Source organism: Mesorhizobium sp. RCAM 05104, from assembly GCF_059683645.1.
Genome location: NZ_CM185033.1, coordinates 4,039,692 through 4,062,080, shown reverse-complemented (window position 1 = coordinate 4,062,080; position 22,389 = coordinate 4,039,692). Strand labels below are relative to the sequence as shown.

General features: G+C 65.2%; 20 protein-coding genes. 10 read left to right on the top strand and 10 right to left on the bottom strand.

Annotated elements, in window-relative coordinates:
- Positions 1 to 108: 108 nt before the first annotated feature.
- Genes AC56QP_RS19895 through AC56QP_RS19880 form a run of 4 tightly spaced genes read right to left on the bottom strand, consistent with a single transcriptional unit; the run spans position 109 to position 5,030 of the window.
- Positions 109 to 1,407 (bottom strand): NAD(P)/FAD-dependent oxidoreductase, encoded by a 1,299-nt coding sequence (locus AC56QP_RS19895; RefSeq protein WP_489858415.1) that lies wholly within the window; start codon positions 1,405 to 1,407, stop codon positions 109 to 111.
- Between the two features lie 2 nt (positions 1,408 to 1,409).
- Entirely contained in the window at positions 1,410 to 2,792 is a 1,383-nt protein-coding gene (locus AC56QP_RS19890; RefSeq protein ID WP_489858416.1) for a glutamine synthetase family protein, read from the bottom strand.
- 5 nt (positions 2,793 to 2,797) lie between these two features.
- The gene (locus AC56QP_RS19885; protein WP_489858417.1) at positions 2,798 to 4,081 is read right to left on the bottom strand and encodes a glycosyltransferase; all 1,284 of its coding nucleotides are present in this window, start codon (positions 4,079 to 4,081) and stop codon (positions 2,798 to 2,800) included.
- A 10-nt stretch (positions 4,082 to 4,091) separates the two neighbouring features.
- Positions 4,092 to 5,030 (bottom strand): FCD domain-containing protein, encoded by a 939-nt coding sequence (locus AC56QP_RS19880; RefSeq protein WP_497100400.1) that lies wholly within the window; start codon positions 5,028 to 5,030, stop codon positions 4,092 to 4,094.
- 239 nt (positions 5,031 to 5,269) lie between these two features.
- Here AC56QP_RS19880 and AC56QP_RS19875 point away from each other — a divergent pair, with 239 nt between their 5' ends.
- The 9 genes from AC56QP_RS19875 (at position 5,270) to AC56QP_RS19835 (ending at position 13,031) form a co-directional block, all read left to right on the top strand.
- Complete coding sequence (locus tag AC56QP_RS19875; RefSeq protein ID WP_489858419.1) at positions 5,270 to 6,334, top strand: polyamine ABC transporter substrate-binding protein; 1,065 nt, start codon at positions 5,270 to 5,272, stop codon at positions 6,332 to 6,334.
- Between the two features lie 94 nt (positions 6,335 to 6,428).
- Positions 6,429 to 7,271 carry an ABC transporter permease gene (locus tag AC56QP_RS19870; RefSeq protein ID WP_489863559.1) on the top strand — a complete coding sequence of 281 codons (843 nt, stop codon included), beginning with the start codon at positions 6,429 to 6,431 and terminating at the stop codon, positions 7,269 to 7,271.
- Positions 7,264 to 8,058 (top strand): ABC transporter permease, encoded by a 795-nt coding sequence (locus AC56QP_RS19865; protein ID WP_489858420.1) that lies wholly within the window; start codon positions 7,264 to 7,266, stop codon positions 8,056 to 8,058. Before AC56QP_RS19870 ends, AC56QP_RS19865 begins: the two co-directional genes overlap by 8 nt.
- On the top strand, positions 8,055 to 9,128 hold the full coding sequence (locus AC56QP_RS19860; protein ID WP_489858421.1) for an ABC transporter ATP-binding protein: 1,074 nt from the start codon (positions 8,055 to 8,057) through the stop codon (positions 9,126 to 9,128). The genes AC56QP_RS19865 and AC56QP_RS19860 overlap by 4 nt, the downstream gene beginning before the upstream one ends.
- 13 nt (positions 9,129 to 9,141) lie before the next feature.
- Complete coding sequence (locus tag AC56QP_RS19855; protein ID WP_489858422.1) at positions 9,142 to 10,416, top strand: glycosyltransferase; 1,275 nt, start codon at positions 9,142 to 9,144, stop codon at positions 10,414 to 10,416.
- Entirely contained in the window at positions 10,413 to 10,763 is a 351-nt protein-coding gene (locus AC56QP_RS19850; protein ID WP_489858423.1) for a cupin domain-containing protein, read from the top strand. Before AC56QP_RS19855 ends, AC56QP_RS19850 begins: the two co-directional genes overlap by 4 nt.
- Positions 10,764 to 10,781: 18 nt before the next feature.
- Positions 10,782 to 11,123 carry a cupin domain-containing protein gene (locus AC56QP_RS19845; protein ID WP_489858424.1) on the top strand — a complete coding sequence of 114 codons (342 nt, stop codon included), beginning with the start codon at positions 10,782 to 10,784 and terminating at the stop codon, positions 11,121 to 11,123.
- Between the two features lie 23 nt (positions 11,124 to 11,146).
- Positions 11,147 to 11,491: a cupin domain-containing protein gene (locus tag AC56QP_RS19840; protein ID WP_040582082.1), complete on the top strand. Its 345-nt coding sequence runs from the start codon at positions 11,147 to 11,149 to the stop codon at positions 11,489 to 11,491.
- Positions 11,492 to 11,522: 31 nt separating this feature from the next.
- Positions 11,523 to 13,031: an aldehyde dehydrogenase family protein gene (locus AC56QP_RS19835; protein ID WP_489858425.1), complete on the top strand. Its 1,509-nt coding sequence runs from the start codon at positions 11,523 to 11,525 to the stop codon at positions 13,029 to 13,031.
- A gap of 253 nt (positions 13,032 to 13,284) precedes the next feature.
- Here the strand turns inward: AC56QP_RS19835 and AC56QP_RS19830 are convergent, their stop codons facing one another.
- On the bottom strand, positions 13,285 to 15,354 hold the full coding sequence (locus tag AC56QP_RS19830) for a 3-hydroxyacyl-CoA dehydrogenase NAD-binding domain-containing protein (RefSeq protein WP_489858426.1): 2,070 nt from the start codon (positions 15,352 to 15,354) through the stop codon (positions 13,285 to 13,287).
- A 109-nt stretch (positions 15,355 to 15,463) separates the two neighbouring features.
- On the bottom strand, positions 15,464 to 17,176 hold the full coding sequence (locus AC56QP_RS19825; RefSeq protein WP_489858427.1) for an MFS transporter: 1,713 nt from the start codon (positions 17,174 to 17,176) through the stop codon (positions 15,464 to 15,466).
- A 106-nt stretch (positions 17,177 to 17,282) separates the two neighbouring features.
- Between AC56QP_RS19825 and AC56QP_RS19820 the strand changes: the two genes are divergently transcribed.
- Entirely contained in the window at positions 17,283 to 17,867 is a 585-nt protein-coding gene (locus AC56QP_RS19820; protein WP_497108993.1) for a TetR/AcrR family transcriptional regulator, read from the top strand.
- A 9-nt stretch (positions 17,868 to 17,876) separates the two neighbouring features.
- Here the strand turns inward: AC56QP_RS19820 and AC56QP_RS19815 are convergent, their stop codons facing one another.
- From AC56QP_RS19815 to AC56QP_RS19800, 4 genes are read right to left on the bottom strand one after another with little or no spacing between them, the layout of a single operon-like run.
- Positions 17,877 to 18,824, bottom strand: a complete 948-nt coding sequence (locus AC56QP_RS19815; RefSeq protein WP_489858429.1) for an ABC transporter permease — start codon at positions 18,822 to 18,824, stop codon at positions 17,877 to 17,879.
- 4 nt (positions 18,825 to 18,828) lie between these two features.
- A complete protein-coding gene (locus tag AC56QP_RS19810) occupies positions 18,829 to 19,809 on the bottom strand; it encodes an ABC transporter permease (RefSeq protein WP_489858430.1) in 981 nt (326 codons plus the stop codon).
- Between the two features lies 1 nt (position 19,810).
- A complete protein-coding gene (locus tag AC56QP_RS19805) occupies positions 19,811 to 21,280 on the bottom strand; it encodes a sugar ABC transporter ATP-binding protein (protein ID WP_489858431.1) in 1,470 nt (489 codons plus the stop codon).
- A gap of 49 nt (positions 21,281 to 21,329) precedes the next feature.
- On the bottom strand, positions 21,330 to 22,343 hold the full coding sequence (locus AC56QP_RS19800) for an ABC transporter substrate-binding protein (protein WP_091576075.1): 1,014 nt from the start codon (positions 22,341 to 22,343) through the stop codon (positions 21,330 to 21,332).
- Between the last annotated feature and the right edge of the window lie 46 nt (positions 22,344 to 22,389).

Below are 22,389 nucleotides of genomic sequence, written 5' to 3'. Positions count from 1 at the left end.
CGCTGAACCTGCCGATCTTCCCCCTTGCGGGGGAGATGTCCGGCAGGACAGAGGGGGTGTGAAAGGATCGCTACAGGTATTATTTTGCGCCGTTGCAGCAAGTCCGCCTCAATGCTTGACCCGATCCCTCATCGCGTACCACAGCATGCCGAGCACATAGAGCGGGCCGCGCAGCGCCGTGCCGCCGGGGAACGGCATGGGCGTGAGCGTCGAGAACAGGTCGAGCCGCGAGGCATCGCCGGCGATCGCCTCGGCCAAGAGCTTGCCCGACAGCGTCGAAAGGATGACGCCCTTGCCGGAATAGCCATGCGCGAAATAGACCTCGCCATAGTGCCCGACATGCGGCAGCCGCGACGTCGTCACCGACACCAGCCCGCCCCAGGCATGATCGATGCGGCAGCCCTTCAGCTGCGGGAAGGTGCCTTCCATATGCGGCCGCACGAAACCGGCGATGTCGGCCGGCGGCGACGGCGTGTAGCGCTCGCCGCCACCGAACAGCAGCCGGCCATCCGCCGACATGCGGTAATAGTTGACGACGAAGCGCGTGTCGGACACCGCGACATTGGCCGGGATGACATTGCGTTTGCCCTCCAGCGGCTCGGTGGCGACGATGTAGTTGCCGACCGGCATGATGCGGCTGTTGACGCGTGGCTCCAACCCATTGAGCAGGGCGTCGCCCGCCAGCACGACATGCCTGGCCCGGACCGAACCTTTTGACGTCGACACCCGGATCGAAGGCTCGCGCTCCAGCTTCACCGCCACCGAGTTCTCGTGGATGGTGACGCCGGCGGCGACCGCCGCGCGGGCAAGGCCGAGCGCGTAGTTCAGCGGATGCATGTGGCCGCCCAGCGGCTCGTACATCGCGCCATGATACGGCGTGTCGACCTTGCCGCGTGCCTCCGCCGCCGACAGGATCTCGACGTCACGAAACTTCATCACGCTCTCGAGGCATTTCGCCTCCTCTTCCAGATCCCTGAGATCGGAGCCGTTGACCGCGCCGACCAGATGGCCGGTCAGCCGTAAATCGCAGTCGATGGCGTGGCGCTCGATGATGTCGAGCACCAGGCCGCGCGCTTCGAAGGCGAGGTCGAACAGCACCTTTGCCCGCTCCGGCCCGTAGAGTTTGACCAGTCCTTTGGCGCCCTTGCGCAGGCCGGGGATCATCTGGCCGCCATTGCGCCCCGATGCACCCCAGCCGACCTTGCCGCCTTCGAGCAGCACCACCTTCAGACCGCGCTCCGCGGCGTGAAGGGCGGCCGACAGACCGGTGCAGCCGCCGCCGACGACCACCAGGTCGGCGTCGACATCGCCGACAAGCGCCGGATGGTCCGGCGCCGGATTGGCGGTGGCGACATAATAGGATCTGCCGATATCGAGACTGGAATTGAAACCTGTTGAAGATGCCATGATCACACCTTCAGCAGCAAATGGTCGCGTTCCCAGCTCGTCACCACGCTCTGGAACAGGTCGAGCTCGACGCTCTTGACGCGCAGATAGGTCTGGAAGAAATCCTCGCCGAGCAGTTTCCGCACCGGGTCACAGGCCGTGAACCGGTCCAGCGCCTCCTCCATGGTTTTCGGCAGCGTGCTCTTGATCTTGTAGGCATTGCCCGAGGCTTCGGCCGAGCGCGCCAGCTTCTGCTCGACCCCGAGATAGCCGGCGAGCAGCGAACCGGCGATCGCCAGATAGGGATTGGAATCGGCGCCCGGCAGGCGGTTCTCCACACGCCGCGCGGCGCGGCCACCGGCCGGCACGCGCAGGCCGCAGGAGCGGTTGTCGTGCGACCACTCGATGTTGGCTGGCGCGCTGTGGTTCGGCCGGATGCGGCGGAACGAGTTCACGTTGGGCGCGAACAACGGCATGATCTCGGGCACATATTTCTGCAGGCCGCCGATGAAATGGCCGAACATCTCGGTGTCGGCATCGTCGCCGCCGGCAAACAGCGTCTTGCCGGCCTCGTCGATGACCGACATGTGCAGATGCATCGAGCTGCCGGCCTGGGCGGCGATCGGCTTGGCCATGAAGGTGGCATGCATGCCGCATTGCTGCGCGGCCTGGCGCGTCAATCGCTTGAACAGCAGCACCTTGTCGGCCAGTGGCAGCGCATCACCATGCAAGAAGTTGATTTCCAACTGTGCGGTGCCCGATTCATGGATCAGCGTGTCGAGCGGCAGGCCGGCGGCGGCGGCATAATCATAGACGCGCCGGATCACCGGCTCGAATTCCTCGAGTGCCGCCATATCGTAGGGATGCTGCACGCCCTCCGCGCGGCCATTGGCGCCGACCGGTGCGGTCAGCGGCCGGTCGGGATCGGGATTGGGCGCGGTGAGATAGAATTCGAGCTCCGGCGCGACCACCGCCCGCCAGCCGCGCTGGCGATAGAGATCGAGCACGGCCCGCAGCACATGACGTGGCGACGCCATCCATGGCTGATCGTCCATGTGAAAAGCATCGGCGAAGACATAGGCCTTGCCCGCAGCGGCACCCGGCGCCAGGCAGAGCGTCGAAACGTCAGGCACCATGCGCATGTCCGGGTCCGAATAGGCAAAACCCTCGTCGATGGAGCCGGAATAGCGGCCATCGATGCTGACCAGGAAGGCGCTGCTCGGCAGATAGAGCGCGCGGTCTTCCAGCGCCTTGAGGAATTTGGCCGTCGGCAAGGCCTTGCCGCGCAGAACGCCATTCATGTCAGGCACCAGGCACTCGACCTCGGTGATACCATGCTGGGTCAGCCAGGCCTTGGGATCGTGGCCGTTGAAGGTCGCGGTATTCGTCGTGTGTTTGTCAGGCATTTCGTTCATGTCCGTATCAGGGAGAGTATGGCTTGCGCGGCCACGTCCGTTCCGGGTTTCAGGGCCATCTGGGCTGCATTGTCCCTGAGGCGGGCGCGCATCGCATCGTCGGCCAGCAGGCCGAGAATGGCTCTCTCCAGTACGTCTTCGGTCCAGCCGTCACGGCTGATGTGGTTGCCGACGCCGGTCTCCTCGGCGCGTCGGGCATTGTCGTGCCCATCCCAGCAATAGGGCATGATCAGCGACGGCACGCCGAAGCGCAGCGCTTCGCAAAAGCTGTTGTTGCCGCCGTGATGGATGAACAGGTCCGACTTCGCCACCACCGAGGGCTGCGGAAACCAGGCGTCGAGATAGACATTGTCCGGCACGGCGCGGTAGGCGTCGCGCAGGCCGCCGGCATTGACGATGAAACGCGCCGGCAGCCTGTCGAAGACGGCCAGCATGCGCTGGATCAGTCCGACATCCATGGCGCCGAGGCTGCCGAAGCTCATATAGACCAACGGCCCTTCGTTGCGTGGGAACACCGGCACCTCGAACGGCCCTTCCGAACGCACGCAGCCTTCGAGATAGACGAAGCGGGCCGGGTCGAGCGGCTCGGCCCGCTCGCGGCGCACGATCGACGGCGTCAGCAGCAAATTGAGGTCTGGCGAGGTTTCCAGGAACAGTCCCTTCGGCAGCGGCGCCAGGCCGGCATCCGTCCGGAAGCGGTTGAAGCGATCATGCGCCGGTGCCGAAGCCTTGAGATAGCGGGCCTCGAACGCCGGCCTTTGCGGATCGTCAGCGCCGAGTCCCGACAGATAAGGCGGAACCAGCGGGTCCGGAAGCTCGGTCTCGGCGCAGGAGACGACGCGCACCCAGGGACAGCCGGCGGCTTCCATCGCGGGGAACATGATGACATTGTCGAGCACCACCGCGTCCGGCTTCAGCCGCGCCAGCAACTGGCGCAGCGGCGCCTCGGCATTGACCGCGGTATCGACGATCGCCTGCCAGGTCGGCGCGACATAGGTTTCCAGCTGGTCGATCGGGCTCAGCCTGAAATGTGGCAGGTGCCGGCGCACGAAGGCCTGCCAGTAGCTCTGGCGCTCGCTGTCGCTCAGCGGCTCGTCGGTCGGCAGCTGGTATTCCTGAAAACCGTAATCGGCAAAGACGCCGGAGAAGCCGGCATGGCAGATGAACACCGGCCGGGCGCCCCTTGCGCGCAACGCCTGCGCGATGCCGACGCAATTCAGCGCCGCGCCGAAGCTCGCCTCGGGAAACAGCGCGATGGTTGGGCTGGCTTTGCGCGTCAATTAATCCTCGTCATTCCGGCCGGCTGATCATGCCGAACAGCGCGGGGGCCCCGCGGCTGGCCGCTTGTGGTCGCTGGGTGCGGGAAAGCCGCAGGTGAACGCGAAGCAGGTCGGCAGCCACCTCATACTGCCGGCTTTCGAGATGGTCGAGTATGGTCAGATGTTCGCGCAGCGATTGCCGCAAGCGAAAGACATTGACGCCGCCATAGATGCCCGGCAGCCGGCGCAGCCTCAGGTGATCGGACAATGCGTCGGCAACGAAGCGGTTGGCACAGCCCTCGGCGATCATGCCGTGGAAATCGATGTCCAGCCGCTGGAACTCGCGTGTGTCGAATGCTGGGTCCGGCAGTGCCGCCAACGCTTCCATGCCCTGACGCAACGCCGCAGCGCGTGCACCGTCCAGGCGAAAGCCGGGCGTCAGGATGGCTGCCGGCTCCAGCAGCAAGCGGAACTCATAGCTTTCGCCCTGCGCTTCCGGATCGTCAGGCGCACGGCGGAAAAGCCAGGACTGGCCGGGCGCCCGGTCCAGCAGATTCTCTTCGGTCAGTTTGTTCAGCGCTTTTAGTACCGTCTTGCGCTCGGCACTATACCGCCGCATCAGCCCCGCGGCGGTCACCGTCTGGTCCAGCCGCCGTGCCGACCGGTCGCGCAGGATCGCTTCGGCCAGCTCGTCCTCCTCGGTAACAGGCAGCTCGGCGGCAATGGTCGGCTGCGCGGTGAGGTCGATCGCCAGATGATAACCGGAATCAGCCTCCCAACGCACGACGCCCCGTTCCGCGAGCAGGCTGAGCGCCGCCCGCACCGGGGTGCGCGAGACATTGCACAGCGAGGCGATCTGCTGCTCGGGCAGGCGCGCACCGGGCTCAAACCCGCGCTGCCGCGCCACATCGAGGATGCGCTGCGCCAGATCGAGGTGGTTGGTGCGAGGTCGTCGGGCTGCGGCTTGCATGACTGGTCTCGGTGGAACGAATGGGACCGCATTGGTTTGACCGATCGCCCGCGCGGACGCAATCGGCCAGATTCCTCGGTCGCTCGGCAAATTATGGATTGACGTACTTTTTTCTGCAATAGTACTGTCAGTGTAATCGGCGATAAAAGACCGGGGAACAGGATCGAGGCAGCGGCACGGGTCGCAAGCGTTGGTCCGACGAATGCAATTTCGACGATCAACCGGAATGGGAGTCTGTCATGACCGCTACCAGCCTGCGGCGCCGTGCGCTGAGAACGTCTTCGATCGCACTCGGCCTGGCCTTGGCGCTGTCCGCGCCGGCGATGGCCGCCGACCTCGTCATTTCCAACTGGGATGGCTACATGGCGCCGGATGCCATGGCCGCCTTCAAGACCGCGACCGGCGTTTCGGGCGAAGTGGTGGTGCACGCCACCAATGAAGAGATCATGGGCAAGCTCATCGCCGCTGGCGGCAAGGGCTATGACGTGGTCTTCGTCTCCTCGCCCTTTGCCGAGGTGTTGAACAAGCTCGGCCTGACCGAGCCGATCGACCACGCCAAGGTGCCCAACCTCGCCAACCTCTATCCCCAGGCGACCAAGCTGCCGCACGATGTCGGCAACACTTTCTCCGTGCCCTACACCTGGGGCACGACAGGCCTCTGTTACCGCTCGGATCTGGTGAAGGTGGCGCCGACAAGCTGGAGCGACCTGCTCGCTCCCTCCGACGAGTTGAAGGGCAAGACCACCATGCTGGCGACCGACCGCTGGCTGCTTGCCGCCGGCCAGCTCGACAAGGGTTTTTCCGTCAACGAGACCGATCCGGCCAAGATGGCCGAGGTCAAGGACCTGCTGATCTCGGCCAAGAAAACCTTGCTCGCCTATGACGACACCACCTTCTATTCGAAGCTGGTATCGGGCGAGGCGCTGATGGTGCAGGCATGGGACGGCTGGTGCAATTACGGCATCGCCGAAAAGCCCGAGATCAAGTACATCATCCCCAAGGAAGGCTCGGACCTGTGGGTCGACACGATGGTGGTGATAAAGGCATCCGAGCACAAGGACGCCGCCTTCCAGTTCATCAATTTCATGCTCGACGCCAAGAACCACGCCTGGGCGGCACAGAACATCGACTACAAGGTGCCCAACAAGCCGGCCATGGAAAGCCTGCCCGCCGATTTCCTGGCGAAATTCCCCAACATGGCGATGCCGGTGGCCGATCTCGTCAAGTTCGAGCAGCTGCGTGACGTCGGCGAAGCCCAGCGCGACTATTCCAAGATCGTCAGCGAGATCAAGGCCGCGCAGTAAGCGGCGCGGACTTCGCGGCCGGCGGTGCTCCTGCCGCCGGCCCTGAGCGGTACCCGAGACATTGTCCCAGACCCGACTTCGCTCCTCCCTGCTGATGGCTCCGGCGCTGGCCTGGTTGACCGCGCTGATGGTGGTGCCGTGCGCGCTTGTGCTAGCACTCGCCTTCTTCCGGCGCGGCATCTATGGCGGCATCGACTACACCTTCACGCTGGAGAATTTCGGGCTGGTCTTCGACCCGCTTTACGCCGGCATCTTTCTCAAATCGGCGCGCATCGCCGGCACCGCCACCTTGATCGCGGTGGTGATCGGCTATGCCGCCGCCTACGCCATCGCAGCCGCACCGCGCCGGTGGCAGCCGGTCTTCCTGTTCTTCGCCGTGCTGCCATTCTGGTCCAACTATCTGATCCGCACCTATGCCTGGATCGTGCTGCTCAACCGCGAGGGCCTGATCACCCAGCTGTTGCGCTGGTTCGGCTACACCGGCGAACCGCCGTCGATGCTTTATACGGAAGGCGCGGTGATCGCCGGCCTCGTCTACAATTACCTGCCCTTCGTCATCCTCGCCTGCTACGCGCCGCTGTCGCGGCTCAACCCGGAACTCGCCGAAGCCTCGCGCGATCTCGGCGCCTCGGCCGCCACCACTTTCCGCCGTGTCATCCTGCCGCTGACCGTGCCCGGCATCGCCGCCGGCGCGGTCTTCGTCTTCGTGCTGTCGATCGGCAATTTCGTCACCCCGGCGCTGCTCGGCGGCGGCCGCTTCCAGATGATCGGCAATCTCGTCTACGACCAGTTCCTGACCGCCAATGACTGGCCGTTTGGCGCGGCACTGGCCATGGCGCTGATCGCCATCATGCTACTGGTGCTGATGGCGCAAGCGATGGCCGCCAATCGCGCCTCGGGGCGAGCCGCTGAGACGAGTGGAGGCTCCGATGGCTGAGCGCGCTCCCGCGACGCGGCGCACGCTCTGGCTTGTGCTCACCCTCGTCTTCGCCTTCCTCTACATCCCGATCGCCGTGCTGGTCGCACTGTCCTTCAACGAAGGCGGACTGCCGACAGCATGGTCTGGCTTTTCGCTGAAATGGTACGCCTCGCTAGCCCACAATGCAGAAATCCTCTCCGCCGCGCTCAACACGCTGATCGTGGCGCTGGTCTCGACCGCAATTGCCACATTGCTCGGCACGCTGCTGGCGATCGGCGTCGAGATGCGCCGGCAATACGGCAAGGGCCTCGAAGCGCTGATCTTCGCGCCGATGATCATCCCCGACATCGTGCTGGCGATCGCACTGCTGTCGTTCTTTTCCATGCTCAATTTGACCATGGGCCTGCACACAATCATTCTTGCCCATGTCGTCTTCAACCTCGCCTTCGTCTGCTCGGTGGTGCGCGCAAGGCTGAAGAGCTTCGATTGGTCGATCGTCGAGGCCTCCGCCGATCTCGGCGCCTCCGCGCTCACCACCTTCCGGCGCGTGACCTTGCCGGTGATCCTGCCGGCGGTGATTGCCGGCGCGCTGCTTGCCTTCACGCTGTCGGTCGACGAGTTCATCATCGCCTTCTTCACCGCCGGCGCCGGCCGCGCCTCGACCACGCTGCCGATGCAGATCTACGCCATGATCCGCTTCGGCATCACGCCGGAGATCAACGCGCTGGCCACCATCGTCATGGCCGTCTCGATCACCGCGCTAACCCTGTCGCAGCGGCTCAACAGGGGGATCATCGGCCAATGAGCGAACCGCGCACGCTGCTGGCCATCGATCATGTGTCGAAGAAATTCGGCCGCGTCACCGCCGTCGACGGCATCTCGCTCGATATCCGCGAAAACGAATTCTTCGCGCTGCTCGGCCCCTCCGGCTGCGGCAAGACCACGCTGCTGCGCATGCTGGCCGGTTTCGAGACGCCGAGCGACGGTCGCATCTTGCTCGACGGCAAGGACATTGCCCGGACCCCGCCCAACAAGCGGCCGGTCAACCTGATGTTCCAGTCCTACGCGCTGTTTCCGCATATGAGCGTGCGCGCCAATGTCTCCTACGGCCTGGAGATGGAACGCCTGCCGGCTAAGGAAATCCGCTCCCGCGTCGACGCCATCCTGGCGACCACCGAGCTTGTCCCCTTCGCCGACCGCAAGCCGGAGCAATTGTCCGGCGGCCAGAAGCAGCGCGTCGCGCTCGCCCGCGCCCTGGTCAAGCGGCCCCGGCTGCTGCTGCTCGACGAGCCGCTCGGCGCCCTCGACAAGAAGCTGCGCGGCGCCATGCAGCTGGAACTGAAGCGCCTGCAGCACGAGGTCGGCATCACCTTCGTCATCGTCACCCACGACCAGGAGGAATCGCTTGTGATGGCCGACCGCATGGCGGTGCTGAAAGACGGCAGGCTGCTGCAATGCGACACGCCACACGCGGTCTACGAACATCCGGCCGACCGCTTCGTCGCCGACTTCATCGGTGTGATGAATTTTATCCCGGGCAAGGCGTCAGCCGATGGTGTGGTGGCAGCGAATGGTGCGCGCATTACCGGCAAGGTGCCCGCCACGCTTTCACCTGGCGCATCGGCGGTCGCCTCGGTGCGGCCCGAGCGTATCCGATTGTTCCCATCAGCCGAGACCGCCAACCGCACGACCGGCACGGTCGAGGCGCTGGCCTATCACGGCCTCGACCTGCAACTGCATGTCCGCACGCCTTTGTCGCCCAAACCATTCCTGGTGCGCGTCACCGCCGATGCCGCCGACCGCAGGCCGGTTTCATCAGGCGACCAGGTCGAACTCGGCTGGGATGCCGCCGATGTCAGAATTTTCGCAGAATGAGAGGAGCAGCCTGATGGCGCAGAAGACGATCGCCTTTTTCCCGGAAGCCGCCTACGGCCCGGCGCTCAACTCCGTCGGCATCGCGCAAGCCGTCGAGGCGCGCGGCCACAAGGCTGTCTTCCTGTCCGACCCAGGCTTTGTCGAGGTCTACAGGGGCTACGGCTTCGAGGCGCATCCGGTGAACCTCTCCGAACCGATGCCACCCGAGCAGATGGCGAAATTCTGGGAGGATTTCATCAACGGCCACATCCCGAACTTCCGCAAATCGCCCTACGACCAGGTCGACAATTACGTGAAGGATTGCTGGACCGCGATCGTCGACAGCGCCAAATGGGCGCAGAAGGACCTGCCGGGCGTCCTGGCCGCCATCAAGCCCGACGTCATCTGCGTTGACAACGTCATCCTGTTCCCGGCGATCAAGCAGTTCGGCAAGCCGTGGGTGCGCGTCATCTCCTGCTCGGAAAACGAGATCGAGGACGAGGACATCCCGCCGCATCTGTCGGGCTGCGGCGAGAACGACCATGCCGGCCACCAGCGCTACCGCGACCATTTCAACGCCGTGATCAAGCCGATCCACGACGACTTCAACGCCTTCCTCACCGCCAACAACGAAGCGCCCTATCCGATCGGCCAGTTCTTCGAGGCCTCGCCCTATCTCAACCTGCTGCTCTATCCAGAAGCGGCGAAATTCAAGCGCCGCCATCCGCTCGACCCGGCCAGGTTCCAGTATCTGGAAGGCTGTGTGCGGCAGGAGAAGCCATACACGGTGCCGACCTTCGCCAAGAACAATGACGGGCCGCTGCTTTATGTCTCCTTCGGCAGCCTGGGCGCCGGCGATGTCGAGCTTTTGAAGCGCATCATCGCGACGCTGGGCAAGACGCGCTATCGCGCGCTGGTCAATGTCGGCGGCTACAAGGACCAATACACGGACGTGCCCGGCAACGTCATCGTCGAGAGCTGGTTCCCGCAACCTTCGGTCATCCCGCAGGTCGACGCGGTGATCCATCATGGCGGCAACAACTCGTTCACCGAGTGCCTCTATTTCGGCAAGCCGGCGATCATCATGCCCTATGTCTGGGACGGCCACGACAACGCCACCCGCGTCGAGGAAACCGGCCACGGCTTCGGCATGCCGCGCTACGACTGGAGCGATCCCGAGCTGGTCGCGAAGATCGAAGCCTGCCTGACCGACCCGACCATGAAGACGAAGCTGGCGAAGACCTCGGCGCAGATGCACGCGCAGAACGGGCCTGAGAAGGCAGCCGGCCTGCTGGAGAAGCTGCTGTGACCTCCTCCGCCCCGCACCTCCACCAGGCCTCCACCCGCACCGATCTCGTCGACTGGGGCGCGCAGCCCGATGCGCTGGACGGCGCTTCGCATTCGACTGGCAGGCTGGTGCACAAGGGGCCGAACAACCAGCCGGAATCCGGCATCTGGGTGTGCACGCCGGGCCGCTGGCGACTCTCGATCCCGCGCGATGAATTGTGCCATTTCGTCGCCGGCCGCGCGACCTACAGGTCGGATGTCGGTGAGGTGATAGAAGTCTCCCCGGGGACCGTGGTCATGTTCCCCGCCGGCTGGGCCGGCGAATGCACCATCCACGAGACCATTCGCAACATCTACATGCTGGCCTGACTACTGGAGTTCCACAACATGCCGACACCTTATTGGCCGAACGCCGCCTCGGTGGCGCTGGACGACTGGGGCGCAAGCGCGTCGCCGCTCGCCGGTTCGCCGCGCGCCTCCGGCAAGATCCTGTTCCAGAACCCGGACGGGTCGAGTGAATGCGGCCTCTGGTCATGCACGCCGGGTACGCGCCACATCATCTTCGCGGCCGATGAGTTCTGCCATTTCCTCTCAGGGCGCGGCAGCTATGTCCACGACGACGGCGAAGAGATCCCGGTCGAGGCCGGCACGCTGGTGTTCTTCCCCGCCGGCTGGACCGGCACCTCCATCATCACCGAAACGCTGACCAAGGCCTTCATGTGCCGGTAAGCAGCCCTTTCAAGGAAATCGATATGACCACGCCGATCATGCAATCCCCGCTCGCCATCACCGACCTCGTCGACTGGGGCGTCATCCCGACCATGATCGAGGGCGAATCCCGCACCTCGGGCAAGCTTCTGTACAAGGGTCCGGAAGGCCGTTCCGAGTGCGGGCTCTGGGTCTGCACGCCCGGCAAATGGCACTGCCACGTCACCCGCGACGAGTTCTGCCATTTCCTCGAAGGCCGCTGCACCTACGTGCATGAATCCGGCGAGGTGATCGAGATCGAGCCGGACACGGCAGCGTTCTTTCCGCAGGACTGGAAAGGCGTCTGCACCGTCCATGAGACGATCAAGAAGGTCTACATGATCCGCTGAGCCTTCTCGATAATTCTTCAAGGAGGACAGAATGGACTTTTCGCCAACCCGGCCGGCGTTCTTCGTCAATCCGGACTACCGGCCGATGGCCGGCGCGACGACAGCGGTGATCGACCCGGCGACGCTCGAAACCGTCGGCGCGATCTCGGCCGCTACCGATGGCGAGATCGACGCCGCGCTGACCGCCGCCACCAAGGCGCAGGCCGCCTGGAAGAAACTCGACGCCAAGAGCCGGGCAAAGCACTTGCATGCCGTCGCCAACGCCATCGAAGCGGCCGACTTCACCCGCTGCGCCGAACTGATGGTGCGCGAGATGGGCAAGCCCTATCCCGAAGCCATCGGCGAGATCGCCAATTGCGCGCCGATCTTCCGCTACTATGCCGAGATGGCGCGCGACGACGCCGGCAAGATCGCCGGCACGACGCAGGCCGGTTCGTTCCAGTACGCCCGCTACGAGCCCTATGGCGTCTCCGTCCACATCATGCCCTACAACTTTCCGATCCTGCTGATGTGCTGGACCGTCGCCGCCTCGCTTGCCGCCGGCAATGCCTGCGTGATCAAGCCGGCCGAGGCGACGACGCTGTCGACATCAGACTACATGACCGTGTTCCGCTCGCTGCCGGAAGGCCTGGTCTCCTGCCTGCCCGGTGGCGCGGCCATCGCGCAGACATTGATCGCTTCCGAGCGCACCCACGCGGTTGCCTTCACCGGCTCGGTCGCCGCCGGCAAGGCGGTAGCGGTGGCCTGCGCCGAGCGCATGAAGCCGTGCGTCATCGAGGCCGGCGGCAGCGATCCGCTGATCATCAGTGAACATGCTCCGCTCGAGGTCGCGGCGGCCGGCAGCGTCACCGCCGCGTTCCACCTCACCGGCCAGGTCTGCACCTCGGCCGAACGCTTCTTCGTCGTCGACGCCGTTCACGACCACTTCGTCGCGCTGTTCGCCGAAAGGACGCGCGCGCTGCGCATCGGCAACGGCATGGGCAAGACCGAGATCGGCCCGCTGGTCAGCGAAAGCGCGCGGACCAAGGTGATGCGGCTGGTTGACGACGCCATCGCACACGGCGCCAAGGCAGTCACCGGCGGGCGCATCCCACCGGCGCATGACACCGGCTGGTTCTACGAGCCAACCATCCTCACCGGCGTCACCCCGGATATGGCGATCGTGCGCGAAGAGTGTTTTGGGCCGGTCGCCGCCATCTGCCGGGTCAAGGATTTCGACGAAGCGATCCGGCTTGCCAATGACAGCCCGTTCGGGCTCGGCGCCTCTGTCTTCACCACTGATCTGGCCGAGGCGCATGAGGCGGCCGAACGGCTCGAGGCCGGCATGGTCTGGGTCAACAATCCGCTGATCGACAATGACGCCCTGCCCTTCGGCGGCTGGAAGGCCTCGGGCCTCGGTCGCGAACTTGGACGCCAGGGGCTGGATGCCTTCCGCCGCTCGAAGACGGTCATCATCGATCACAAGCCTGCAATCCAGGACTGGTGGTACCCCTATCCCGACAGCTGGTTCCGCGAGTCCGGCGGCCGTAAGCACGTGTGAGCGAGAAGCCGTCGGGGATCGTGTCGAAGGCGGCCCAGCGTTCCACCGGAATCTTGGTGCGAAGTAGCGCTCGATCGCTCGCGTCCGCCCATCTTTGCGATGAACGGTTCGTTGAATGGGCTGTCGCCCCAGCCTGGGCAGGGGCGTTGGCACAGACATTGTGCCGGGCATGGTCGAGCGACATCTGCCGCGTCATTGCCACCACGTCGACGTGGCGTTCGCGGTACTCCTCCAGCCCCCAATCAGCGCTTGATCAGGCTGGCACGCCCTCCCAGGAGCCGGTTTCGGCCATCCGCTTCAGCAAAGGTGCCGGCTTGAACACATCCTTGCCGGTCCGCTGATACCAGTGATCGAGGCGCTCGATGATCTTGCCCGCCCCTTCGAGACCAGCCCAGAACATCGGGCCGCCCTTGCCGATGGGAAAGCCGTAGCCGTTGACCCAGACGACATCGATGTCGGACGCGCGGGCCGCAATCCCTTCCTCGAGAATCTTCGCCCCCTCGTTGACCAGGGGATAGAGCGTGCGCTCGATGATCTCCTCGGCGCCGATCGCGCGCGGCGCGATGCCTTGCTCGGCGGCCTTGTCGCGGATCAGCGCCTCGACCTCGGGATCCGGCACCGGTGTGCGGGCGCCGGCCTCGTAGAGATAGAAGCCACGGCCGGTCTTCTGGCCGAACCGCCCTTGTTCGCACAGCGTATCGGCGATCACGGCCGTCTGGCCGCGTGCCTTGCGGTTGCGCCAGCCGATGTCGAGGCCGGCGAGATCGCCCATCTGGAACGGACCCATCGGCCAGCCGAAATCGGTGAACGCCTGGTCGATCTGGCGCGGCGTGGCACCTTCCAAAAGAAGCGCTTCGGATTCCGAACCCCGCGCGGCCAGCATGCGGTTGCCGACGAAGCCGTGGCAGACACCGACGACGACAGCCACCTTGCCGATCCGTCGTGCCAGGTCGACCACGGTCGCCAGCGCATCGGGCGCGGTCTTGTCGGCCCGCACGATCTCCAGCAGCTTCATGACATTGGCCGGCGAGAAGAAATGCAGTCCAAGCACATCCTGCGGCCGCGAGGTCGAGGCGGCGATTTCGTTGATGTCGAGATAGGAGGTGTTGGTGGCGAGGATCGCGCCCGGCCTGGCTACGGCGTCAAGCTTGCCGAACACCTCCTTCTTGACCGCCATGTCCTCGAACACCGCCTCGACGATCAGGTCGCAATCGGCGAGATCGGCGTAGTCGGTGGAGCCCTTGAACTGCGCAAGCCGCTGCTGCCTGGCGTCTTCGGTCAAGGAGCCGCGACTGACCGAAACGGCATAGTTCCTGTCGATCGTCGCCAACCCGCGCTGCAGTGCCTGATGGCTGGTTTCCAGCAGGGTGACGGGATAGCCGCCATTGGCGAAGGCCATGGCGATGCCGCCGCCCATCGTGCCGGCGCCGATGACGCCGACGCGGCCGATCCTGCGCTTGGGCGTGTCCTTGCCGGGAAGCTTCGCCGCCTCACGTTCGGCGAAGAACAGGTGGCGCTGGGCGCGAGACTGGTCGCTGGCGACGAGCTTGACGAACAGCGCGCGCTCCGCCGCCAGCGCCTCGTCGAAGGGCAGCGTGACGGCATTGCGCACCGCCTGCGCGCAGGCGATCGGCGCTTCGAGGCCGCGCGCCTTCCTGGCAAGATCCATTGCCTCGGTGTCGAAGATCGCCAGGTCGGTTTCCCTAAGCCCCTCATCGCGATCGCGCACCGGCGTGAAGGGACCACCCTTGCGGGCTATTTCCCTGGCGAAGTTCACCGCATGCGTGGGCAGATCGCCTTCGAAGACGGCATCGACGAGACCGGCGGCATGCGCCTCGGCCGCACCGATCGGCGTACCGGAAACGATCATCTTGAGCGCCTTCACCGCGCCGACAAGACGCGGCAGCCGCACCGTGCCGCCGCCACCCGGCAGCAGGCCGAGCTTCACCTCGGGAAGGCCGAGCTTGGCGCCGGCATCGGCGACGCGGAAATGGCAGCCGAGCGCCAGTTCCAGCCCGCCGCCCAGTGCCGTGCCGTGGATGGCGGCGACCGTCGGCTTGGCGATGGTTTCCAGCATGGCCACGATGGCGCGCAGTTCCGGCTGCTGCATTGGTTTGCCGAATTCGGTGATGTCGGCGCCAGCGACAAAAGTCCGGCCGGCGCAGGCGATGACGATGGCGGCAATCGAAGTGTCATCGCGCAGCTCGACCAGCGCCCGCATCAGCGACTCGCGGACATGAAAACTCAGCGCGTTGACCGGCGGATTGTCGATGATGACGATGGCGATATCACCGTCGCGACTGACCTTCAGGAAATCGGACAACAAAACCTCCCAGCAATGGTGAGCGGCCAAGACCGCGCGAACGGGATTTACAGCGCCGTGGCGCGGATGGGAACCGGATGCCGGCCTGGCACAACGCTTACCGTTTGGATCAATGCCGGCCGGCAGCCTCCGCCACCATCCTCTCTGGTATCGAGGCTTTGACAGTGCGTCCGCCACGCCCTGAAGCGAAGGCCGCGATGAGATAGAGGATCGCCGAGAAGGTGAAGGCGAAGACAAGACCATGCTTGAACGGTCCCGACATCAGCTCGGGGAAGAAGGCGTGGCCGGTCAGCGTATCGATGCTCTGCTGCGGCAGCGCGTGCAGCACATCGGCCGGGATCAGCTCGCCCATCGGATTGTAGCCGAGGAAGGCGGCGAACAGGCTGGCCACCGGCGGCATGTTGGCGATCTGGTGCGCAACCGCCTCCGGCACATGCTGCGCCAGCAGCCCGGCCTCCATCGTCTGCGGCAGGCTGGCGGCTAGGCCGAGGATCATCAGGCTGAAGAACAGGCCGATCGACAGCACCTGTCCGGCATTGGTGGTGGTGGCGCGCATGCCCGAGGCCTGGCCGCGCTCGCGCGCCGGCACCGAGTTCATGATCTGCGTCGAGTTCGGCGCCACGAACAGGCCGGAGCCAAGGCCATTGAGGAACAACAGCGCGGCGAATACCGCGTAGGAGAAGTCGGCCGGCAACGCCATCAGCGCCACGAAACTTGCCGCGCCGACCACCATGCCGCCGACCGCGAACGGCACGCCGCCGACCCGGTCGGAGAAATAGCCGGACACCGGACCAGCGATCAGGAAACCGACCGTCAGCGGCAGCATGAAGATGGCCGACCACAGCGGCGTCTCCTCGAACGAATAGCCATGCAATGGCAGCCAGATGCCTTGCAGCCAGACGATCAGCATGAACTGCAGCCCGCCGCGCGCAATGCCCGAGGCCAGATTGGCAATGTTGCCATAGGCAAAGCCGGGAATGCGGAACAGCTTGAGGTCGAGCATCGGCTTGGCGACGCGCTGCTCGATGAACACGAAGGCGATCAGCGAGATGAAGCCGATGGCAAACAGGACAAGCACTTTCGGGCTGGTCCATGCCATGACCTGATCGCCATAGGGCTGCAGGCCGTAGGTGATGGCGGTGAGGATGAGGACGAGGCCGAGCCCGAAGCTGATGTTGCCGAGCCAGTCGATCGTGTGCGTGGAGCGGTTCGGCGCATCGTGCAGCTTGAGGTACGCCCAGACCGTGCCGACGAGGCCGAACGGCACGTTGATCCAGAACACCAGCCGCCAGTCGGTATCGGCAAGCAGGCCACCGATCAACAGGCCGATGAACTGGCCGCCGATGGCCGCCACCACATTGATGCCGAGCGCGAAGCCGCGTTCGTTTTCCGGAAAGGCATCCGTGAGAAGGGCCGTGGAATTGGCCATGATCAGCGCGCCGCCGATGCCCTGGATGATGCGCACGCTGATCAGGTAGATCGCCGCGAAGTCGCCCTGGCCGGGCAGCAGGCTGAGCGCGATCGAGGCGGCGGTGAAGACGGCAAAGCCGAGATTGTACATTTTCGCGCGGCCGAACTGGTCACCGAGCCGGCCGAAGGCGACGACCAGCACCGCCGTTGCGATCATATAGCCGATGATCGCCCAGAGCAGGTAGTTGATGTTGCCGGGGTCGAGCGCCTTGAGGCCGATGCCACGAAACACCGCCGGCAGGCTGATCAGCAGGATCGAGCCGTTGATGGCGGCAGCGAGCATGCCGAGCGTTGTGTTGCTCAGAACCATCCATTTGTGGCTCTGTGGGCGGCTGTCCGCGGCGCTATTCATGGTGGTAACGTCCAAGGGTACTGGCATGGTTGGCACCAGCGCTATATATGAGGATAATCTCAGGTTTGGAAATATGAGGATGGCCTCGGAAAAAGCAAGAGCCTCGGTGTCAAATCCGCGTGCGCCGCAGCAAAAAAGAGGGCGCGAGCGGGTCGCGGCACTGATGGCGAGTGCGGCTACACTGTTCGTCGAGAAGGGTTTCGATGCCACGACGATGACCGAGATCGCCGCCCGCGCCGGTGCGGCCATCGGCACGCTCTACCTGTTCTTCCCGACCAAGGAGGCGCTGGCGGCAGCCATTCTGGCCGAACATGCCGAAAGTCTCTCCACCCAGCTCGACGCCTTGCGGGAGCGCGCCAAGGGCCTGGCGCCGGCTGCGATCGCCGATGCGTTGTTCGACGTGCTCGGCGACTTCCTGGCCACGCACCCGGCCTATTCAGCGCTGCTCGACCTGCCCGGCGACGACGGCTGGCGGCGCGCGATGCGAGTCCGGCGGCGCGGCCAGATCGCCGCGCTGTTCGCGCAGGCCGAACCGCCGCTGCCCGCGGGCCAGGCCGAGCGGCTGGCCGTCATCGTGCCGCAGCTGATGCGCATACCGCTGGCGCTGGTCGGCGAGAAGAAACTGCGTGACGGCGTGCTGGAGGAGTTGCGCCTGATGCTCGCCCGGCATCTGCGGGCGAGCGCGGAATAACGCGTAGCCTCAACGCAAGGCCTTCTGCCCACCCGCCGCGGTGATCACGCCAACGATGATCAGCCCGGTCAGCAGCAGACGCACGCCGGCGCTGACGCCGAACGTGTTGAGCATGGTCAAAAGCAGCACCAGGAACAGCGCCGCGCCCCAGACGCCGGGCACGTTGGCCTTGCCGCCGGCCACCGACGTGCCGCCTATGACGACGACGGCGATGGACGCCAGCAGATACTCGTTGCCGATATCGACATTGGCGCCGCGGAAATAGCCGGCGAGCAGCGCGCCGTCGATGCCGCCGAGCGCCCCCGACAACGTGTAGGTGAGGAAGCGGATGCGCCCGACATTGACGCCGGCGAGCCAGGCGGCACGGATGTTCTGCCCGATCGCCAGCACCGAGCGGCCATAGATCATGCGCTGCAGCGCTATTGCCGCACCGATGGTGAACAGCACGGTGAGGATCGCCAGCACCGGAATGCCCAGCACCTGCCAGTTGGCGAAATCGGCGAAGCCGGGCGGCGGCTTGATCTGCAGCCCGCGCCCATAGCTGATGTCGATCGACTGGATGATGAAGCTGGCCGACAGCGTGGCGATGATCGGCGGAATGCGCAGCGCCCAGATCAGCAGGTAGTTGACGACACCGATCGCGGCACCCGTGGCCAGCGCCGCCAGCAGCCCGACCGCGATCATGGAATCGCTGCCGTCCATGACCTTCATGGCGACGGCGCTGGCAAGACCGATATTGGCCGGCAACGACAGGTCGACATTGCCTGGGCCAAGCGTGATGACGAACATCTGGCCGACGCCGACAATGACGGTGAACACCGCCAGCGACAGGGCCGCGGTGACCATGCCGCCGGCGCCATAGCCGCCGGTGAAGACGATCGTCGCCAGCCACACCAGCAACGCGCCGAGGAACGACCATATCCAGGGTCTGCCGAGCAGCGCCTTCACCGATACCATCGCCTCACCTTTCCCTGCGGCTGATCAGCACCCGCGCCGCCAGCACGATGATCAGGATGGCGCCATTGGCGGCCACCTGCCAGTCGGGTGGAATGTGCATGAAGGTGAGCAGCGGCGATGCGGCGAGCGCCAGCGTCAGTGCGCCAAGCACCGCGCCGATCGGCGACACCCGGCCGCCGACGAATTCACCGCCACCAAGGATGACGCCTGCGATGGCCAGCAGCGTGTAGCCATTGCCGATATTGGCATCGGCGGAGGTGGTGATGCCGATCAGCGCCATGCCGGACAGCACGCCGAACAGGCCGGCCAGCGAAAACAGCACGATCTTGGTCTTGAGCAGCGACCAGCCGGCGCGCCCGAGCGCCGCCGGATTGCCGCCGGAGCCGCGCAGGATCACACCATAGGAAGTGCGCATCAAGCCGAAATGGACGATGAGGCCGATCAGCAGCGCCGCAATGATCGGGAACGGCACGAAAGGCGGCTTGAAGGACATGAACGCCAGCAGCCAGTCCGGCGCCTTGCCGCCAGGTTTGGGCAGAACGAGAATGGCCAGGCCCTGCCAGACGAAGCTCATGCCGAGCGTCACCACGATCGAGGGCAGGTTGCGCAGATGGATCAGCGCGCCGAGCAGCGCATAGACGCCGATCGAGCCGAGCAGGATGGCGACGCCGATGAGCGGCGCATCCTTCAGCCAGGTCGCCGTAACGCAGCCGACGAAGCCGACGAAGGTGCCGATCGACAGGTCGAGCTCGTTGCCGGCGATGACGAACATCTGCGCGATCGTCGCCAGCGCGATCGGGATCGCCAGGTTGAGCATCAGGCTGAAGCCGAAATAGCTGATGGCCCGCGGGTTGAGCCAGGCGATGGCGATCAGCACCAGCGCCAGCGACAGCGCCGGCAGCAGCCCGCGCAGCAGGCGGGCACGCGCCAGCGCCCCGCGCTCGGAGGACGTCTTGAGGCCGGTGTCTACGCTGGCGGCAGTCATCTCAGGCCGCATCGCCGAACGAGGACTGGATGATCTTCTCTTCGGTCAGTTCGTCGCGCCGCAGATTGGCGACGATCCGGCCGTTCTTGAAGACATGGATGTGGTCGCAATTGTCGAGCTCTTCGGTTTCCGTGGTGTACCAGAGGAAGGTACGGCCATTGCGGGCTTCTTCGCGCACGAGGTCGTAGACCTCCAGTTTGGTGCCGATATCCACGCCGCGCATCGGGTCGTCCATCAGCACGATCTGTGCGTCGGAGCCCAGCGCACGGGCAAACAGCGCCTTCTGCTGGTTGCCGCCCGACAGCGAGAAGATGTTGTTGTTCATGTCCGGCGTGCGGATGCCGATCTTTTTTTGCCAGAACTCGGCGAGTTCGGCCTCACGCTGCGGCGAGATCAGTAGCCCTTTGCGCAAGCGTGTCAGCGAGCGGATGCCGATATTCTGCGCGATCGACCATTGCGGGAAGATGCCGTCCGACTGGCGGTCGCCAGCCACCAGCGCCACCGGCGCGGTCACCTCGATACCAGCCCGGGCGCGCGACGCAGCCGCGAAGATCGCCAGCAGCAGGTCGGTCTGTCCATGTCCCGCCAGCCCGGCGAGGCCGATGATCTCGCCTGCGCGGGCGACAAGCTCGGTGCCGTCCTTCTGCGCGGCGGGACGGGCCCGCACGCGCAGCGGACTGGCCTCGGGCTTGGCGGCGGCGACTTGCGCCGCGGCCTTCTGGCGCGCTTCCGCCCCGCCCATCGCCGTCACCAGCCGGTCGCGGTCGAAGGCACTGGCGGCGTCGGCGACGACCACCTTGCCGTCGCGCATCACCACGATACGGTCGGCATTCCTCAGCACCTCGCCCAGCACATGCGATATCAGGATGCAGCTTTTGCCGCCGGCGACGAAGCGGCGCACGAAAGCCAGCAACTGGCCGGCCGTATGCGCGTCCAGCGACGATGTCGGCTCGTCGAGGATGACGAGGTCGAGCCGATCCTGGGTGACCGTGAAGGCGCGCGCCACCTCGACCATCTGGCGCCGGCCGATCGACAGGTCGCCAACAATGTCCGACGCCGAGATGCTGTGCCCCGGAAAGATCTCGTCGAGCTTGGCGGCGATCAGCTCGGCCGCCTTGCGCCGCCAGCCGAAGCCGCGCAGCGAAGCGTGGTTGATGCGCGTGTTCTCGGCGACGCTGAGGTTGGGACACAGCGAAAGCTCCTGGAAGACGCAGCGTATGCCGAGTTGCTGTGCCCGCGACACCGAGTAATTGTCCTCGCTGTCGCCATGCACGCTGATCCTGCCGCTGTCGGGCGTCAAGGTGCCCGCCACCATGTGCATGAGTGTCGACTTGCCGGCGCCATTGTGGCCGACGAGACCGACGCACTCGCCAGGGCCGACGTGAAAATCCACGCCGCCCAGGGCGCGAACGGCGCCGAAATGCTTTTCGGCGCCGTTCAGTCTGATGATGTCAGCGTTCCCCTCAGGCATGCTCAACGATATCCGCTCGGCGATACGGACGGCAACGCTGCCGCGACACTCACTTGATGTTGGCTTTGATGGCCGCGATGGCGTCTTCCTGCGTGTATTCGTGGCTGGCGACGCCGCCCTTGACGATCTTCGGCAGCTCGGCCTCGAAATCGTCCTGGGTGAAGGCCAGATACGGCACCAGCAGATCATGCGGGATGTCCTTGCGGCCGTCGAGCACCTGCTGCGCCACCCAGAAGGCGAGCGACGACACGCCGGGCGCGATCGAAGCCGACCAGGTCTGGTAGCCGTCCTTGTCCTTCTGCTCCTTCCACCACTGCAGCTCATCCTGGCGGTTGCCCATGATGATGGTCGGGCGCGGCTTGCCGGCGGCGGCGAAGGCTTGTGCGGCGCCATAGCCGTCACCACCCTGGTCGACGATGCCGACGACATCCGGCAGCGATGGCAGGATGGTCGCGACCGCCTTCTGCGCGGTGGTCTGGTCCCAGTCGCCGGTCACCGAGCCGACGATCTTGAACTCGGGATGGGCTGCTACGCCTTCGAGGATGCCGGCATGGATGGCATCGTCGATCGAGGTGCCGGCAAGGCCTCGGATTTCCAGCAGATTGCCGCCCTTGGGCTGGAACTTGGCCATCTGTTCGACTTCCTGCTTGCCCATGTCCTTGAAGTCGACGACGACGCGGTAGGCGCAAGGTTCGGTCACGGTTCCGTCGAAGGAGACGACCACGATGCCGGCGTCGCAGGCCTGCTTGATGGCGCCGTTGAGTGCGTCGGGCGACGCAGCGTTGATGACGATCGCGTCATAGCCCTGCAGGATCAGGTTCTGCACCTGCGCGGCCTGCGTCGGCACCTCCTTGTCGGCGGTGGTGAAGATGTCGGCGGCGCCAACCACCTTGTCGGCAACCGCTTTCTTGGTGACGATGCCATAGCTGTCGAGCATTGCCTGCCGCCACGAATTGCCGGCATAGTTGTTGGAAAAGGCGATCTTCTTGCCACTGGTGTCGGCAAGTGCCGTGCCCGAGGCGAGCATTGCCGCCAGGGCGCTCAAGACGAGTAGTTTCTTCATGTCGTATCCTCCCAGATGTTGACTGCTACAGTTCCTGCCGGCTTTC